Source organism: Paenibacillus algorifonticola, from assembly GCF_050481745.1.
Classification (GTDB): Bacteria; Bacillota; Bacilli; order Paenibacillales; family Paenibacillaceae; genus Pristimantibacillus; species Pristimantibacillus algorifonticola_A.
In genome coordinates, this window is record NZ_JBCNGR010000006.1 from 538,024 (window position 1) to 555,757 (window position 17,734).

General features: G+C 48.4%; 16 protein-coding genes. 14 read left to right on the forward strand and 2 right to left on the reverse strand.

The features are described 5' to 3' along the window. Positions 1 to 467 precede the first annotated feature (467 nt). Complete coding sequence (locus tag ABEW34_RS05855) at positions 468 to 2,816, forward strand: endo-1,4-beta-xylanase (protein ID WP_430155834.1); 2,349 nt, start codon at positions 468 to 470, stop codon at positions 2,814 to 2,816. 161 nt (positions 2,817 to 2,977) lie between these two features. Here the strand turns inward: ABEW34_RS05855 and ABEW34_RS05860 are convergent, their stop codons facing one another. Then, a complete protein-coding gene (locus ABEW34_RS05860) occupies positions 2,978 to 3,934 on the reverse strand; it encodes a ribose-phosphate diphosphokinase (RefSeq protein ID WP_430155837.1) in 957 nt (318 codons plus the stop codon). A gap of 226 nt (positions 3,935 to 4,160) precedes the next feature. On the opposite strand from ABEW34_RS05860, the gene ABEW34_RS05865 reads away from it, so the two are divergent. The 8 genes from ABEW34_RS05865 to ABEW34_RS05900 all read left to right on the forward strand — a co-directional run bounded on the left by ABEW34_RS05865 (position 4,161) and on the right by ABEW34_RS05900 (position 11,831). Beyond that, positions 4,161 to 5,156 (forward strand): LacI family DNA-binding transcriptional regulator, encoded by a 996-nt coding sequence (locus tag ABEW34_RS05865; RefSeq protein ID WP_430155839.1) that lies wholly within the window; start codon positions 4,161 to 4,163, stop codon positions 5,154 to 5,156. Between the two features lie 104 nt (positions 5,157 to 5,260). After that, the gene (gene rpiB, locus ABEW34_RS05870; RefSeq protein ID WP_430155841.1) at positions 5,261 to 5,710 is read left to right on the forward strand and encodes a ribose 5-phosphate isomerase B; all 450 of its coding nucleotides are present in this window, start codon (positions 5,261 to 5,263) and stop codon (positions 5,708 to 5,710) included. 252 nt (positions 5,711 to 5,962) lie between these two features. Next, positions 5,963 to 6,985, forward strand: a complete 1,023-nt coding sequence (gene alsB / locus ABEW34_RS05875) for a D-allose transporter substrate-binding protein (protein WP_430155844.1) — start codon at positions 5,963 to 5,965, stop codon at positions 6,983 to 6,985. 74 nt (positions 6,986 to 7,059) lie between these two features. After that, positions 7,060 to 8,574, forward strand: coding sequence for a sugar ABC transporter ATP-binding protein (locus ABEW34_RS05880; RefSeq protein WP_430155847.1), 1,515 nt, complete (start codon positions 7,060 to 7,062; stop codon positions 8,572 to 8,574). 17 nt (positions 8,575 to 8,591) lie between these two features. Next, a complete protein-coding gene (gene alsC / locus ABEW34_RS05885) occupies positions 8,592 to 9,533 on the forward strand; it encodes a D-allose ABC transporter permease (RefSeq protein WP_430155850.1) in 942 nt (313 codons plus the stop codon). A 22-nt stretch (positions 9,534 to 9,555) separates the two neighbouring features. Further along, a complete protein-coding gene (gene alsE, locus ABEW34_RS05890) occupies positions 9,556 to 10,233 on the forward strand; it encodes a D-allulose 6-phosphate 3-epimerase (protein WP_430155853.1) in 678 nt (225 codons plus the stop codon). Further along, a complete protein-coding gene (gene alsK / locus ABEW34_RS05895) occupies positions 10,230 to 11,150 on the forward strand; it encodes an allose kinase (RefSeq protein ID WP_430155856.1) in 921 nt (306 codons plus the stop codon). Before alsE ends, alsK begins: the two co-directional genes overlap by 4 nt. A 171-nt stretch (positions 11,151 to 11,321) precedes the next feature. Further along, on the forward strand, positions 11,322 to 11,831 hold the full coding sequence (locus tag ABEW34_RS05900; protein ID WP_430155859.1) for an N-acetyltransferase family protein: 510 nt from the start codon (positions 11,322 to 11,324) through the stop codon (positions 11,829 to 11,831). 65 nt (positions 11,832 to 11,896) lie between these two features. Here ABEW34_RS05900 and ABEW34_RS05905 read toward each other — a convergent pair whose 3' ends face one another. After that, the gene (locus ABEW34_RS05905; RefSeq protein WP_430155862.1) at positions 11,897 to 12,757 is read right to left on the reverse strand and encodes an SDR family NAD(P)-dependent oxidoreductase; all 861 of its coding nucleotides are present in this window, start codon (positions 12,755 to 12,757) and stop codon (positions 11,897 to 11,899) included. A 214-nt stretch (positions 12,758 to 12,971) separates the two neighbouring features. Here ABEW34_RS05905 and ABEW34_RS05910 point away from each other — a divergent pair, with 214 nt between their 5' ends. The 5 genes from ABEW34_RS05910 to ABEW34_RS05930 all read left to right on the forward strand — a co-directional run bounded on the left by ABEW34_RS05910 (position 12,972) and on the right by ABEW34_RS05930 (position 17,731). After that, positions 12,972 to 13,493, forward strand: coding sequence for a TetR/AcrR family transcriptional regulator (locus ABEW34_RS05910; RefSeq protein ID WP_430155865.1), 522 nt, complete (start codon positions 12,972 to 12,974; stop codon positions 13,491 to 13,493). A 99-nt stretch (positions 13,494 to 13,592) separates the two neighbouring features. Then, positions 13,593 to 14,159 (forward strand): NAD(P)H-dependent oxidoreductase, encoded by a 567-nt coding sequence (locus ABEW34_RS05915; protein ID WP_430155868.1) that lies wholly within the window; start codon positions 13,593 to 13,595, stop codon positions 14,157 to 14,159. Between the two features lie 234 nt (positions 14,160 to 14,393). Then, positions 14,394 to 14,762 (forward strand): MGMT family protein, encoded by a 369-nt coding sequence (locus tag ABEW34_RS05920; RefSeq protein ID WP_430155871.1) that lies wholly within the window; start codon positions 14,394 to 14,396, stop codon positions 14,760 to 14,762. Positions 14,763 to 14,791: 29 nt separating this feature from the next. After that, complete coding sequence (locus tag ABEW34_RS05925; RefSeq protein ID WP_430155874.1) at positions 14,792 to 15,973, forward strand: hypothetical protein; 1,182 nt, start codon at positions 14,792 to 14,794, stop codon at positions 15,971 to 15,973. A 231-nt stretch (positions 15,974 to 16,204) separates the two neighbouring features. Next, on the forward strand, positions 16,205 to 17,731 hold the full coding sequence (locus tag ABEW34_RS05930; protein WP_430155876.1) for a hypothetical protein: 1,527 nt from the start codon (positions 16,205 to 16,207) through the stop codon (positions 17,729 to 17,731). The last annotated feature ends 3 nt before the right edge of the window (positions 17,732 to 17,734 follow it).

Sequence of the window (17,734 nt, forward strand, 5' to 3'; positions counted from 1 at the left end):
GAAACGAAGCGAATTTCTACTCGGCTTTGCAGAGACTTTGCTCATCCCTTATGAGGGGATGGATCTGGTAAAGGCTGAGGATAGTTATCCTTCAGCGCTATCACGTTCGAAAAATGTGTCTTCATCGGCCCTAACCGTAAAAGTCTATTTCCCTTATTACCAGTAATGCCTAAGAGAAGCTTGCCGGCATTAGGGCAACAGATCAAGCTTTTATTACAAATTTTTCTATTAATTGATATTGTAGGCTCAGCTAGGAAGATGTATAATTTTTCATAGGGGTCGTTCCCAGTTCTAACTATCGGGTATCTTGCTTGCAAAAGGGTCGGCTCTTTCAACCAAAATAGGGAGGAGGCGCGTCTGTCTAAAAAATAGACAAGTATATGTCGTTATCTTCGTTTAAGTAGGTTGTATGACAGTACTTCGGATTTGTGAGTGGCTACTATACCCGAATAGGAGTGAATTGAAGAATGAGCAATCGTCAGCTTTACCCATTTATGAAAGCGCTTAAATTTCTAATTATCGCAAGTTTATTGCTTCCCCTCTACTGGGCAAAGCCTGTACATGCGGAGGAAATAGGGAATACCTTGCTCCAGCAAAGCGATTTCGAGGATGGTACGGTGCAGCAATGGGTTGGCCGCGGCGGTGTGGAGGCTCTGGCTGCAAATGCCGCAGCAGCACGCAGCGGAGCATACGGCTTGGCGGTTAGTGGACGCACAAGTACTTGGCATGGGCCTTCCCTTGATGTGACAAGCCAGCTTGAGATTGGGCAAACGTATGAGTTTATTGGTTGGGTCAAGCTGCCTGCTGGAGCAGCAAACACCAATATTTCAATGTCTCTTCAGCGCACATTGCCTGCTGGTACCCGCTATGAAAATATCGCATCTGGAGCGGTCACAGCAAATGGCTGGACGAAGCTGCAGGCTACATTCAAAATGCTAGAGCCGGCCACACAGGTAGCGGTTTATTTTGAGGTGCCAGGAAGTGCAACCGCTTCCTTTTACCTTGATGATTTTCGGTTCGAGCGCCATCCGGATCTTGGCCCAATTATAATTGAGGACACTATACCCTCGCTTAAAGATGCCTTTGCCGGAAAATTTTTAATTGGCTCAGCTTTTACCAATGATGAGCTGCTGACCGTTCCGGATAAACAGCTGCTTTCCAAGCATTTTAACAGCGTCACGCCTGGCAATGTACTGAAGTGGGACAGCACGGAGCCGCAGGAGAATGTGTTTAATTTTACAGAGGCGGATGCTGCGGTAGCTTTCGGTGTGCAAAATGGCCAGCAGGTGCGTGGACATACACTAGTCTGGCATTCACAAACGCCTGACTGGGTGTTTCGTGATGCGAACGGAAATTTGGTCAGCAAAGCGGTGCTGTATGCACGCATGCAAAATCATATTCAGACTGTAATGGAACGATATGAGGGCAAAATTTATGCTTGGGATGTAGTTAATGAGGTGATCGATGCATCGCAGCCAGATGGCTTGCGCCGCAGCCTGTGGTATCAAATTGCAGGGGAAGAATATATTGAAAAAGCGTTCGAGTTCGCCCATGCAGTGGACCCGACCGTGAAGCTGTTCATTAACGATTACAATACGCATGAACCGGCAAAAAGCCAGGCACTGTATAACTTAATTACCCGTTTGCAGGCCAAAGGCGTTCCGGTTGACGGCGTCGGCCACCAGACGCATATTAGTCTTTATTATCCAACACTTGCGGAAATTGAAAGCTCCATCATTAAGTTCAAAGCGCTTGGACTGGAGTCGCATATTACCGAGCTGGACATTAGCGTCTATTCGGATAATTCGCAAGCCTATGATACATTCTCCGCGGAGCTGAAGCAGCGCCAAGCCAATTTGTATAAAGCGCTATTTCAGGTATTTTTGCGGCATACGGACACCGTTACGAATGTAACCTTATGGGGCAAGGATGATGCGCATACGTGGCTTCGCACCTTCCCGGTAACCCGCAACAATTGGCCGCTGCTGTTCGACGAGCGTCTGCAGTCCAAGCCTGCCTATTGGTCGGTGCTGGAAACGGTCCAGACGCCTGAGGGGCCGCTCGTTCCTGCTGCACCGACTGGTCTAACAGCGACAGCTGGCAGCATGCAGGTTCAGCTTGCTTGGAATGCGGTAGCAGGCGCGACCTCGTATACGGTAAAACGGGCAACGACGAGCGGCGGGCCATATACGACGCTTTCTGCTGCTGTATCTGGCATCGTCTATAATGACACAGCCGTTACGAACGGAACGACCTATTATTATATTATTCAGGCGGCCAACAGCGCTGGGACGGGAGCAGCCTCGGCTGAAGCCGTCGCCATACCAAGCGGTACGACTGGACCGGAGCAGCCTTCTGGCGCCTTGGCAGTAGCTTATCGGGTAGGGGATAACAATGCAGGGGATAACCAGCTTAAGCCGCAGTTCATCATAAAAAATAACGGGACGACTCCCGTCGCAATGAGCGGACTAACGATTCGTTACTGGTATACGATTGACGGGGAAAAACAGCAAAACTTCTTCAGCGACTATGCCCAAGTAGGCAATGGCAATGTGGCGGGCAGCTTCGTCAAGCTGAGTACGCCGCGGACAGGCGCCGATTATTATGTAGAGCTGTCCTTTAGCTCTGGCGCGGGCAGTATCCCGGCAGGCGGGACATCTGGTGAAATTCATACGCGCATTCATAAAAACGATTGGACAAATTTCAGCGAGACGGATGATTATTCTTTTAACTCGGCACGGACGACTTATGCAGATTATACGAAGGTTACATTGTATCAAAACGGAAATTTAGTGTGGGGTACGGAGCCTGGCTAATCGAGGAATGGACGGCAAGAAAGAAATGCAGAGATTTAGTACTATGGATTAGGAAAATGGAGGGGCGGAAGGCATACCGTTGCTTTCCGCTCTTCCATTTTTAACGATAGTCGCAGTGGATCTTCCTGGGATATGTTTTCCAAAAAAAATGGAGCTGGATGTTAAACCTTGCCCGAGTTCACCTGTGTATCGATTGAGCCGCCCTGAATAATAATTTGAACGGCAGCAGCGATAATAGGAGCTATTGGCAGGATGATAAGCTTTTCACCAAAAGCCTCATGCTCCTCCTGCATCGCAATCGTGTCAGTGACGACGATTTCGCTGATATTTGGCGAGGCCAGCAAATTGCGCGCCCCTCCCGAAAACAGCCCATGCGTAGCGCAAACATAAGCGTTCTCGGCGCCATTTTGCTTAAGGGCATTAACGACATTGACGATTGTATTACCGGTATCAATCAAATCCTCAATGATGATGGGCGTTTTGCCCGCTACATCCCCAATAATATGCGTTATTTCCGTCTGGTTGTGAGCGGGGCGGTTTTTGATCATAATTGCAAACGGGCAATTCAGCTCGTCAGCAAGCTTTTCCGCCGTTGAAGCGCGCCCTGCATCGGGAGAAACGACGACCGGATTTTTAATATTTTTGCTCTTCAAAAGGTGAATAATAAGGTCGAGGGCAGTTAAATGGTCCACCGGAATTTCGAAAAAGCCTTGAATCGGATCGGCATGCAAATCAATCGTTACAATGCGATTAGCGCCCACAGTCGTCAGCACCTCGGCGACAAGCTTCGCCGAAATAGGCTCGCGGGGAGCGGTTTTTCGCTCTTGGCGGGCATAGCCGTAATAAGGCAAAATCAAATTGATTTTATTTGCGGAAGCACGTTTGGCAGCATCAATGAGCACCAGCAGCTCCACCAAATGCTCATTAACCGGATGGGACATCGCTTGAATGATGAAGACGTCACAGGTGCGAATTGGCTCTTGATAGGAAACGTGGATTTCACCGCTTTGCTGGCGGGTAATGGCCACATCGCCAAGCGGCTGCCCGAGCAAAGAACAGACCTGCTCAGCGAGCTTGCGATTGGATGTACCGGAAAAAAGCTTTATTTTTTGCATCATAAACCTCCTTAAGGAAAAACGTTTCACCAAGATGGGATTGATTTTATTATACCGCGGGCAAGCAGACATTCAAGCTCAAGAAACGCCATTCATCAAAAATATATTTTGTTTTGAAATCCGGGCTGCGGACTATTGACAACGGATTCACGATGAAATAATATAGCGTTATAGAAAAACGTTTCACTAATTTTTCGCTTTGGCAGGTGAGGCAAGGAAGGAAACGCAAATGGTCACGATAAAAGATATTGCGAAGAAAGCGAATGTAGCGATCAGCACCGTCTCCTACGTGTTGAACGGGACAAAAAATGTGAAGCCGGAGACGAAAGAACGCATCATGAATGCGATCAAAGAGCTCAATTACCATCCGAGTATGGCGGCTAGAAGCTTGAAGTCACGCAAGACGCTGACCATTGGCATCGTAGTGCCGGACATCTCCAATGCGTTCTTTACAGAAATTATTCGCGGCATTGAAGATTTATTCAATGAACATGCTTACAGTGTGATTTTGTGCAATACGGATGAGGATCAGGCGAAAGAGCTGCGTTACCTGAACACGTTGTTTGAGAAGGATATAGACGGTCTGATTTTTCTCGGAACGGGCAAAAATAGGGATGTGTTCAACAATCGCAAAGACTTCCCCGTCGTTGTCGTGGATCGTAAAGTTGTCGACAAGAAGGCAGGGGAAAGCTTCAGCTCGGTGATGATCGATAACGTTCATGGAGGCTTTGAGGCAACGAACTTTTTGCTCAGCCAAAATCGCTCAGAAGTGATGCTGGTCATTGGCGATCTAAGCATCCAGAACAGCCGTGATCGGCTGGAGGGCTACAAGAAGGCGCTTGCGCTGCATGGCGTGGCCTACGATGAGTCGCTTGTTTATGAATGCAAGGTCAGCCATGAAGCGGGTTATGTTTTTATGGATAAGCTGCTGGAGAAGCCGTTTGCGTATCGTTCGATTTTTGCAGCGAATGATTTGCTTGCACTTGGCATTATGAAGGCACTGTTCCAGAAGGGCTACCGCATACCTGAGGATATAGCGATTGTTGGTTATGATAACATCCCAACCTCTTATTTGGTCGTCCCGGCACTGACTACGATTAATCAGCCAAAATACCAAATGGGAAAAAAGGCCGGCGAGCTGCTGCTGAAAAAAATAAATGCCGAATCCCATCTGGTTGAGCATATTGTATTGAAACCAGAGCTTGTCATCCGAGAATCGACATAATTTTTTTTGATAATTGGAAAAACGTTTCACCAAATAATAAAACTTTTTTTTAAAGTTAAAGAAAAACGTTTCACCTGGAAAAAATTGAATGGAGGCATAATCATATGTTGGCTATAGGAAGCGATCACGCAGCATTTGAATACAAGCAGGAAATTAAAGTATGGCTCGATGAGAAAGGTATTGCTTATAAGGAGTTTGGCGCCTTAGGGACGGAGCGTACGGATTATCCGATCTATGGCGAGAAGGTGGCGAAGGCGGTAGCGAGCGGCGAATGTGAAAAAGGGCTGCTGTTCTGCGGCTCGGGCGTCGGCATTTCCATTACAGCGAACAAAGTAAAGGGCATTCGCGCTGTCGTATGCAGCGAACCTTATTCGGCGCAGCTGTCGCGGCTTCATAATGATACGAATGTGCTGGCGCTGGGCTCGCGTGTTGTAGGGATCGAGCTGGCGAAAATGATTGTTGAAATTTGGCTGGCAACGCCATTTGAGGGCGGCAGGCACGGAAAGCGAGTCGACATGATGAGCAGGCTGGAAGAAACGGGCTCCTGTGGATAATCTTTTGCAAGGCTAGGGGCATAATAACGCGAATGAAACGAATGAGGCTAAGCCAGCTTTGAACGTTAATTGCTTTTCGCGAAATGAAAGCGCTTAATAAGTACGCTGCAACGCCAAATATCTCAACCAGAAGAACCAGGGGAGGCGGATCAAAAAGGGCGGGGTGCGCGAAAGTCCAGAAGCGAAGCGGTATGAGTGAGGCAATATACAGGAAACAATCATCGGCTTGATTAAACAAGGGAGGTTTTTTCAATGAAAAAGACAAACATGATGCTGCTTATGGTGATGCTGACGCTTGCGATTATTGTGGCGGGCTGCGGTAATCAAGCAGGCACAGCAAACGGAGCCTCTGGCGCCTCGCCAGCAGCTTCCACAGACACCGCTGCGGGCGGCACTACAGATGCTGCAAAGCCGAAATTCGCAATTATTCTTAAAACCTTATCCAACCCGTTCTGGGTTTCCATGAAAGAGGGCATTGAGGCGGAAGCGAAGGCGCAAGGCTACGATGTCGATATTTTTGCAGCAAATGACGAGGCTGATCTTCAAGGCCAGGCGAAAATTTTCGAGGACGCGCTGGATAAAGGCTATGCAGGTATCGCATTCGCACCGTTGTCCCCAGTCGCTATGATTCCTAGCATTGTGAAAGCTAATGAGAAGGGCATCTATGTCGTCAACATTGACGAGCAAGTCGACATGACGGAGCTGAAAAGTGCAGGCGGCTATGTGTTCTCCTTTGTTACGACTGACAATGTGAAAGTTGGGGAAAAAGGCGGCCAAGCGATTATCGACAAGCTCGGCGCAGAAGGCGGAAAAGTTGCGATTATTGAAGGCAAAGCAGGCAATGCATCGGGTGAAAATAGAAAACAAGGCGCTACCAACGCATTTAAAGCGTCTGCAAATATTGAAATCGTAGATAGCCAGCCAGCGGATTGGGATCGCACGAAGGCACTGGACGTAGCGGCAAACATTTTGCAGAAAAACCCCGATTTGAAAGCTTTTTATGCAGCGAATGACACAATGGCACTTGGTGCACTTCAAGCGGTTAGCAATGCCGGCAAACAAGGGCAGGTTATCGTCGTAGGTACAGACGGGGCGCCGGAAGCGCTGGATTCGATCAATGCAGGCGAGCTGTATGCAACGGTTGCCCAAGATCCGGCACAGGTGGGCATTTCCTCACTGAACAAGCTTGTACAGCTAGTGAAGGACAAAGCGACGGGCAGCGCCGATATGGAGCCTGAATTCGTATCTGTCGAGTCGAAGCTGGTCACGAAGTAATTGCAATAACACCGGGAATGGCGTATAAGCGGCTCCCCCTTGCAAGAGGGGGACATTCCTGAGGGAGGGGCAGTATGGACTATATCGTGGAAATGAAAAATATTTCTAAGGATTTCTCCGGAGTCAAAGCGCTCCAGGATGTATCCTTTCAGCTTAAGCCAGGCGAGGTGCATATATTGCTCGGTGAAAATGGTGCGGGCAAATCGACGCTGATGAAAATATTATCCGGCGTATATGAGCCGTCCTCGGGCAGCATCGTCATTAATGGCACGGCCTTTTCTAAGCTGTCGCCGAAGGAATCGGTCGACAGCGGAATTAGCGTCATCTATCAGGAACTGAGCATGATTGACGAGTTATCTATAGCGGAGAATATTTTTGTCGGAAAGCTGCCTATGATCAAAAAATTCGGCATTCCAGTCGTCGACTTCAAAAACATGGAGGAAATCGCCCAAAGAATGATCGAGAAGGTCGGCTTAAAGCGGTCTTCCAAGGACTTGGTTGAGCGGCTGTCGATCAGCGAGAAGCAGCAGGTTGAAATCGCCAAGGCGATTGCTTCGCGGGCGAAGGTTATCGTCATGGACGAACCGACCTCCTCGCTGACGGGAGAAGAGACGAATAAACTGTTCGGCATCATCAGGCAATTGAAATATTTAGGCGTCGGCATTATTTACATTTCCCATAAGCTGCACGAACTGCTTGAAATCGGTGACCGGGTGAGCGTCCTAAAGGATGGGAAGTACGTTGGCACCAAAGACATTAAAGATGTGACGAAGGAAACGCTGGTTACGATGATGGTGGGCCGTGCGGTCAATGAGCGTCACTTGAAGCCCGAGAACAGCATCCATACCGGAGAGGAAACGCTGCTGAAGGTAGAGGGACTGACCCGTAAGGACCGAATGGTGCAGGATGTGAGCTTTGAACTGAAAAAAGGCGAGATTTTGGGCTTTTCCGGCTTAATCGGCTCCGGCCGCACCGAGCTGATGAACGCGATTTACGGCGCTGCCCCCATTGCTGAAGGACGGATCGAGCTGTTCGGGCAAGAGGTCATAATCAAAAGTCCGTATCATGCGATCAAGCTGGGCATTGGCCATGTAACCGAGAGCCGCAAGGAGACGGGCTTTCTGAAAAATTTTGAAATTTGGAAAAATATTTCGTTATCGCGACTGCTCAAAACCTCGTCGCTTGGCGGCACATGGGGACTTATTAACGAGAAGCAGGAGAAAAAATGGGCTGAGGAATATAAAGCCTCGATCAATATTAAATGCGCGAGCATTGAACAGAACATCGGCGAGCTGTCCGGCGGCAATCAGCAAAAGGTACTCATTGGCAAATGGCTGGCAGCAGGCTCTAAGCTGATGATTTTCGACGAGCCAACGAAGGGCATCGATATCGGCGCTAGAGGCGAGATTTACAAGATTATGAGAGAGCTTGCGGAGGACGGTGTCGGCGTAATGGTCGTTTCATCCGATCTGCCTGAGCTATTGTCCGTCTGCGACCGCATTATCGTATTTAGGGAAGGCCGAATGAATGGGACACTATCAATTGAAGAGGCTACCGAAGAAAACATTATGTTAGCCGCCACTTCATAAGTCAAGGAGTTACGATGATGCAGAAATTTAATGTAATTTGGAGCAAATACGGAACATTCGGCATTTTGATTTTGCTGACGCTGGTCATGGGCATCTTGTCGCCGCAATATTTTTTGACCACTGGCAATTTGACGCAGGTGCTGCTGCAAAGCTCGGTTAATATTTTGCTAGGCTTGGGCGAGTTTTTCACCATTCTAATCGCGGGCATAGATTTGTCGGTCGGCTCCATTATGGCGCTCACTGGCATGATCGCGGCGAAGCTGATGGTTGCGGGCATGCATTGGGTGCTTGCCATTATTATTGGCGGTATTTTTGTCGGCGGCTTGCTTGGAGGCATTAACGGCTTCCTGGTGAACAAAACCGGACTTCATCCGTTCATTATTACGCTGGGCACGCTGTCGATTTTCAGAGGGTTGACGCTTATTATTTCGGACGCGAAGCCCGTATTCGGCTTGCCGCAGTCGTTCAAAAGCAGCATTGCCGGCTGGCTCGGCCCGGTTCCGATTCCCGTCATTATAGCGCTGATTGTGGCGCTCGCCTTTATTTTCATTACGAATAAGACGAAGCTAGGCCGCAACATTTATGCGCTAGGCGGCAACAGCCAGGCTGCGTGGTTTTCCGGCATTAACATCAAGCGCCATACGATGATTGTATTTGTTATTTCTGGCATAGCAGCAGGGATTGCAGGCATTGTAATGACAGCCCGTTTAGGCGCGGCAGAGCCTCTTTCAGGCAGCGGTTATGAGACACAGGCGATTGCGGCAGCTATCATTGGCGGCACAAGCTTTTTCGGCGGAAAAGGTAAAATTATCGGCGTTGTGATGGGCGGACTCATCATCGGCGTCATCAGCAATGGACTTAACATTCTCAGCGTGCCTACGTATTATCAGCAAATCGTAATGGGTGCCCTTATTATTTTGGCTGTATTCCTCGATCGTCTGTTTGGTGTAAAAAGATAAAAAAATTAGGAGTGGATTCGAGATGGAATACCAATTTTCCCCATCATTAATGTGTATGAACCTGATGGATATTCGCAACCAGCTTGATGTTATTAACGATCGTTCCGATATGGTGCATATCGATATTATGGACGGCCATTTTGTCAAAAATATTACGCTGTCCCCTTTTTTCATGGAACAGTTGAGAGATTCGCTGAAGGTTCCTATGGATGTGCATCTCATGGTAGAGAAGCCTGCCGACTTTATTCAGGCGATTATTGACGCTGGGGCGACTTATATTAGTCCTCATGCCGAGACGATCAACAGCGATGCCTTCCGTATAATTAACCAGATTAAACAAGCCGGCTGCAAGGCGGGAATCGCTTTGAACCCGGCTACGCCACTCAGCTATATTAAGCATTATATTCATTTGCTGGACAAAATTACGATCATGACCGTTGATCCGGGATATGCCGGACAAAAATTCATTACAGAAATGCTCGATAAAATCAGAGAAGCGAAAGCTTTGAAGGAAGAGCATGGCTATACCTATTTAATCGAAATTGATGGCTCCTGCAACAAAAATACGTTCGCGCAGCTGGCGGAAGCCGGAGCGGAAGTATTCATTGTCGGCACTTCGGGATTATTTAACCTCGATAATGATCTGAATAGGGCCTGGGATAAAATGATGGACGATTTCAATAGGGTGATACAAAGATGAAAGAGTTTGTGCTGGGAGTAGATATTGGCGGGACCCATATTCGGCTGGGAAAAGTGACACGGGACGGCCAGCTGCATGAGTTCCATATACAAAAAACGCAGCTGCTTCGCAACTCGGACAAACCGCTACAGCTGCTGATTACGATGCTAAGCGATTATCTGGCCGACTGCAAGGGAGAGCTTATCGCCGTGTCATTAGGTTTTCCATCGATTATTAGCAAGGATAAGAAGGTCGTTCTATCAACCCCGAATATGCCGGGCTTTGACCAATTAAACGTCGTTGATGCGCTGGAAACTGTCTTTAAAGTGCCCGTTTTTATCGATAATGATGTAAACAATTTGCTGCTGCAGGAAATCGTTGATCGCAGGCTGCCGGATATAGGCGTCATCGTCGGCTTTTATATTGGAACCGGCTTCGGTAATTCCATTTATATGAACGGTCAATTTCTGCGGGGGAAAAATGGTGTAGCCGCCGAGCTAGGCCATATTCCCGTCCTTGGCCGCGAAGAATTATGCGGCTGCGGCAATCCGGGCTGCGTGGAGCTCTATGCCTCAGGCATGCGCCTCCAGCAAATCAAGCAGGAGCATTTTGCAGAATGCGAGATTCAAGATTTATTTTCGCAGCATCAGCAATCAGAGGTGCTCCAGCGGTATTTGGATGCGCTGTCGATCCCGATTGCGACGGTAATTAATGTGCTCGATCCGGATTATATTATTATGGGCGGCGGCGTTATTCATATGGAAGGTTTTCCGCGGGAGGCACTGGAATCTTATATTTATCGTCATGCCCGCAAGCCATATCCGGCAAACAATCTGAATCTCTCTTATGTGGAGGCTTCACAGACATCAGGCGTCATAGGCGCGGCGTATCATGCGCTCAAAAGCCTGAACAAGCCTGTTTTGGCGATAGGTGAATAATATGCCCCCCTTGATTGGCAAAGCTTTTGCCGACAAGGGGGGTGTTTTCGGTATCCATTCATACCTATCTGCAATTATTGGGGGTCTGATCCGTCGTGCACATATTGAGCTCAAATCACAAATTGGATATGCTAGAGATGATGAAAGGGAGATAAAAAAGGAGTTGAGGGCATGGGGCAATCGTTGCGAGTAGAAGAGCTGACAGAACTAAATGAGCATACGTTAGAGGAGTTAGCCGGGCTCATTGTAGAAGTTGTAGAAGATGGAGCATCGATCGGCTTTCTTCCTCCTCTTAGCAGCGAGTATGCTAAAGCCTATTGGCAGGGCGTATTGGAGCCGGGCATATTGCTGTGGGTTGCCAAAGAGGGAGAGCAAATTGTCGGCACCGTACAGCTCCAACTGGCGCAAAAGCAAAATGCGTCCCACCGGGCGGAAATCGCCAAAATGATGGTGCATCCCCAGCAGCGGCGCAAAGGCATTGCCAGACTGCTGATGCAGGCAGCGGAGGAGCGGGCTGTTGCGGAACAACGAAGCCTGCTCATTCTGGATACGCTAGAAGGAGCGCCTTCTAATATTTTGTACCAGTCGCTGGGCTTTATTGAAGCGGGGCGTATTCCGAAATTTGCCCGTTCAGGTGATGGCAACCTCTATGCCACGGTTTTATATTATAAAGAAATATAGCTGGCTCGCATATGCGGGCAGGGTGGAGATGTCATTACAACTCGATACTTCACTGCTATGTGGCGTTAATTAGGTAGGGACTTTCCAAATTCCCGGTTATAAATCGAGCTGACGAGATTTAGCACTTTGGCGCTTTGGTCTGTGAAGTGTAGCTCGCCGGCTTTGCCATTTACAAGATAAGTGCCAGGCTCAGCTTGCCTTTGCTTGCCGATTGCTGCTTCATAAAGCAGTGAAGCCCCTTTGCTTGGATGCGGGAAAAACAGCTTCATGATTGGCGTTATATAAAAAGGCAGGCCGGATTTTTTCCCTTTTCTAATCGTGTTATTGCCGCCCGGATCAACGCTGATGATGCGAAGGCCTTCAGCTGCAAGCACTGGGGCCAACTCCTTGGTCCACAGGGAAAGAGCTAGCTTGGAGGTGGAGTAGGGACCAAAAAGCTTCTTGAATTCCGTTGGGTGCTCCAACGTTTGCGCGTCGAATTTCTTCAAGGTTTTGAAAGAGTTGGTCGACGTATTAACGACAGTCTTATAGCTTCCTTTTTTGAGCAGCTCCTTCAGCTCCATAAAGATGGCATAAGGCGCGACCGTTTGCAAATCAAAATGCAGCTCCCGTCCTTGCCTGGTCAACTGCAGCTCAGAGAAGCTTCCACCAGCATTGTTGAATAGCAAATCAAGCTTCACTTCTGCTAATTTAATTCGCTTTAGCGCCTGCTTTAAGCTTGCAAAATCAGCTATATCGGCTTTATAAACGCGAAGCTGGCCCTTGTGCATAGCAGCTTGAATCTCCTCGTCGTCCTCCAGAAAATCGGAACGAATGAGCGCGGCGACATGCCACCCTTCCCCAAGCAGCCTGCGAGTAAGCGCCAGCCCTATTCCATTGTTAGCGCCTGTAATGAGCGCTGTTTGTACATCTATTGGTTTGTTCATCGTTTATCCTCCTCTTTATGGTTGAATCATCCCAGCAGCTAGCCGTTGATGCTGCTCTTGATGGCATTAGCGTACAACTTGGAGGTGACTCCAAGTCAAGCGATCCGGCAAAACTTTTTGAAACAAAGGGCTTGCAACTTTTTTTAAGATCGGATATAGTGAAATCAAGTTAGTGATTGATCAATCAATATCAAATGAAAGGCAAGGTGCGTTTATGGCAAAAGGAACAGCAACAGCTGCCAGCAGGCGTTCCGACATCGTATCCGCGGCTATCGAGATTTTTTCCGAAATCGGTTATTATCGCGCAACTACAGCGCAAGTAGCCGAGCGGGCAGCGATTTCCCAGCCTTATGTGTACCGCTTTTTTACGAAGGAGTCCTTGCTGGTGGAGGCGCTTGATGTATCTTGGCAGCGCATTGTCAAAGCTTTTCAACAGGTCATTGACACGGAGGAGCCAGCTACATTGGAGTCAGGGCTGATCCGCGCCTATGAGGAAATCATGGGATCGCATCGCAATGAAGCTTTATTGCAAATGCAGGCGCAGACGATACGGGAAACACCGGTCCGTGATGCAATGCGGCAGGGTACCGCGCAGGTTAAGCAGCTCGTTGAGGATGCGTTTACGCAAGCGGGCATCGCCGATGCTGGTGCGCGTACGACGAATTTTTTAGCTAGAGGCATGCTCTGCAATGTGGCAATGGCGCTGGAAATGCCGGAATTGTTCGTGAAAGAATAGACCATTGTTATTCGTTTTCGTGGTCTTTTTTTAATCATTAGTAATTGGTTGATCAATCACAACAATAAAACGAGTTGAAAACCGAGAGGAGCTATTCAAATGAATCATTTAATCGTGTACGCACATCCGAGAAAAGAAAGCTTTAACCATGCTATTTTGCAAACAGCGGTCGAAGGGCTGACGAATAAGGGGCATGAGGTCGTTGTGCGGGATTTGTATGAGCTGGGGTTTCAGCCGATTGTAAGTGCAAGTGAAATCATTGGCGGGCTGAGCGAGGATATTGAACAGGAGCAGCAGCATTTAAAATGGGCCGACGTCATCACGTTCATTTACCCAATCTGGTGGACCGGGCTGCCTGCTATGATGAAAGGTTATATCGAACGTGTATTTTCTTACGGGTTTGCTTATAAGTATGTGGATGGCGTGCAGATGGGCCTGCTAAAGGGGAAAAAGGCCGTCATTATCAACACGCAAGGCAAGTCTAAGGCTGAATATGAAGCAAATGGCATGGCAGAGGCGCTGCGTTTAACGTCGGATAAAGGGATTTTCGAATATTGCGGGCTGGAGGTTATGTATCATCTTTTCCTCGAATCCGTTCCAGGCTCCGATGAGGCAACGCGTAAAGCATGGCTGGAGCAAATCGCCTACATGGCAAGCAAGGCTTGATCGGACAGCATTTTTTGTTTATTTGTAATTGATCAATCAATAATTGTTATGGGCATAAGTATTGTAAAATAAGGCGGGCCGCAGTTCTCCATGGATCTCCATGGAACTACGCGCTTGCCTTTTTTGAGTTTCTTTTTACATTTGAGTGTAAATATAAAATGTAGAATCCAGTCGAATGCTGCAATATGTTACAATCTTTTCAAAAGAAAAATAAGCTTTCTATCGGAGGCCATCATGCAGCCATTTACGAAAAGAGTCATTGAAATTATAAAACGCATTCCTGCAGGAGCTGTCATGAGCTATGGGCAGATCGCCGAGCTTGCGGGAAGCCGCAGAGGGGCGCGCCAGGTCGTGCGGATTTTGCATACCCAGAGCAGCATTCATCAATTGCCGTGGCACCGGGTTGTCAATGCGCAGGGCGAAATCGCGATCCCGAGTGAAGAGGGGAATATGGAGCAGCGGTCTCGCTTGGAGGAAGAGGGCATCGAGGTGAGTGTGCAGGGCAAGCTGGATTTGGCAAAATATCGTTTTAATCCGGCGCCAGCGGACATAATGGGAGCGTGGGATAACCTGGATCCAGACGATGTGGACCAAATGTTTTAATCCCGGATTCAGAGAAACGAGGCAAATGAATGCGTAAAATGCAATTAAGCGTTTCGGGCAAAAAAGTGATCTTAACCGCAATAACATTCGTGTTATTGTTGACGGCATGTGGACGCTCGGAGCAGCCAACTCCATCCTCATTGCGGGCGTCCTCGGCATCGCCACAGGACACGCCCACGGCAGCATTGCTGCCAGAACAGCATTATGGAGACAAGCTGCAAATGCAGGACAAGCAGCAGAAGCTGTATCATTTTATAACGACTGAGCTGTCTGGAACGGCTGGCATTTATACGAATTTGCAGGATACGGAGCAAAATGCGGAGCTGACGACGGGGCATGAAATGCTTAGCGAGTCAGCGGGACTTATGATGCGCTATAAAGCGTTAACGCAGCAAAAGTCTGCTTTTGAGGAGGAGTGGGCCCGCGCCAAGCAATCCTTCAATATGGAGACGGCTTTCAGCTACCGCTTCAGCCCCAAGCTGCAAAAGCGTTATACGCTAAACGCGGCGGTTGACGATTTGCGCATCATTCGGGCGCTGTATGAGGCTGGAGACGTTTTTCAAAATGAAGGCTATAAGCAGGAGGCCGCCAGCTTCGGCTTGCGTTTTTACGAGCATAATGTGAAAAATGGCTATTTGTATGATTTTTATGATGAAACATACCAAATAACGAATGATTTTATTACGCTCTGCTATATTGATTTGAAGACGCTGGCACAGCTGCCTATCGAGGCGGGGGAACGGCAAACGCTGATTGCGAATATGGAGAAAATCATCAAGGACGGTTATTTAACGGATGAATTTCCTTTCTATGAGACGCGTTATGATTATGGCAAGGGGAAATACAGCTCGGATCATATTAATATGGTGGAATCTTTGTTAACTGTGCTGATATTAGCCGAAATGGGTGAAGAAAAAGCCGAAAGCATCCGATACATAAAGGATAAGGTGAAGGCGGGTACGCTTTACGGTCAATACACGAGGGAAGGCGCAGCCACAACGGATACGCGCTCCACTGCCATCTACGCGATAACGGCGATGATTGGCTCCGTGATTGGTGACCAGACCTTATATGCCGACAGTATTGGTAAAATGAATGAGTTCCAAATCGAGGAGGTCGGAAGCCCGCTGCTCGGCGGCTTTGGCGACACGGCAGCTCAGCAGGCCTACTCCTTCGACAATCTAATGGCTTTGCTTGCTTATACTTACTAAAAATCCTTTTTCATAATTTTCCTTAGCAGAAACTTTGGTGAAAAAGGCAAGCGGAGTGAAAGGCTTGAGCTGGAGAAGCGGTGGCGTTCGTTTTTACCCTTAAATGTCTTCCAATTGCGGCTTAATCACAGAAATTCAAGGGTAATGGCGATCGTAAGCCAAACCTTTCGCGCAGCGATGATCCTTCTTCACCAAGCTTATAAAAGTTATATAAGAAAGAAGGCGCCCACCATGATAGCAGACAGGGCCAAGCACTACGCGCGGCGAGCCTATGCCTTATTGAATAGATACCTATCGCCTGCCAGCTTCGCCGCTTTGGCAGTGTTAATCATTACCATCATCGCCTTGTTCACGCCCCCGTATATTGGGATGGCGGACAACGGGGACTTTTTTCGTATTTTGTACAGCAACGGCTTGTATTTTAACGCCCCGGATTATGACAGCCAATATCTCGGCTACTTTGTAAAGAAATTTGGCATTTTGCAATATTACAATGAAAACGGGACGACCTTTACGTCCTCGCAATCCTGGTTTATTCAATTGTCGATTGCGCTTAATACACTGCTGGCCAGCAGCCAGGTGTTCGACGTGCGTTTTCAGGCAGCTATATTGACGATTCTTTACGTCATTGCGATTTATTTGCTCGTCGAGAGCCTGACTTGGAAAATAGCCCGTAAATACGGCTATATCATCGCGCTGCTGGCGATTTTTATGTTTGGAGACACCGGATATACGGCGTTTTTCAATTCTTTTTTCAGCGAAGGCATCGTGCTCATTATGATGATGCTCGTCTTTGCCTCAGGGCTGCTGCTTTACCGTCGCCGTTATAATGATTACGCGATGCTCGCCGTGTTTACGATTAGCGGCTTTCTGCTAACGACGAGCAAGCAGCAAAATGCTCCGGTTGGCGTCATAATTGCCGTGATCGGGCTGTTCTACCTATTCATCCATGTAAAGCGGACGTTCCGCGTGCTCATGCTGACATCGCTCACCGTTCTGATGCTGGCAGGCATTGCAACGTATGTGCTTATTCCGAAGGAGTTCGTCAACATTAACAAATACCATGCGATGACGCGGGGAGTGCTGATGGGCTCGGACGATCCGGAAGGCGCCTTGGAGGCGCTCGGCATGGACAAGCAATATGCAATTTTGAAGGACAGCATTTATTATGAGCCGTTTACGACGGTAGATGTGGATTCTCCGATATTGGAGGAAAATTTCTACAGCCAATATGGCTTTGGTGCGATTGTCGGCTATTATATCAGCCATCCCGATCAGGCTGGCAGCATGCTGAATTTGGCAGCGAAAAATGCGTTCACCATCCGCCCCGCGGCGATGGGCAACTATGAGAAGTCAGCGGGCAAGCCGTTTGGCCAGCAGACGATCTTTTTCTCCGGCTACAGCCTGCTGAAAGAGGCGCTTGCACCCAAAACCTTCGGCTTCATCGTCATCTGGATGCTTGTCGTCGTCTCCGTATATATGCCGGCTTTCGTAGCGGCGATCAGGGCACGAAATTTAAGGCGGGCTTCGCGCCTGCCGCTCATCGTCATGATGATGCTGGCCGGCTTGTCCGGCATCTTCGTTTCGATTATCGGGGCGGGGGACGCCGATTTGGCGAAGCATGAATTTCTGTTTACCGCGGCTTTTGATCTCATTACGTTTTTGGTCATCGCGGACGCCGTGCGCCGCAGATTATGGCATAGCGAGCAGGAACAGGATTCGCCAAACAAAATTCAAGTAGAGAGGCTGGGAAGGTGAGAA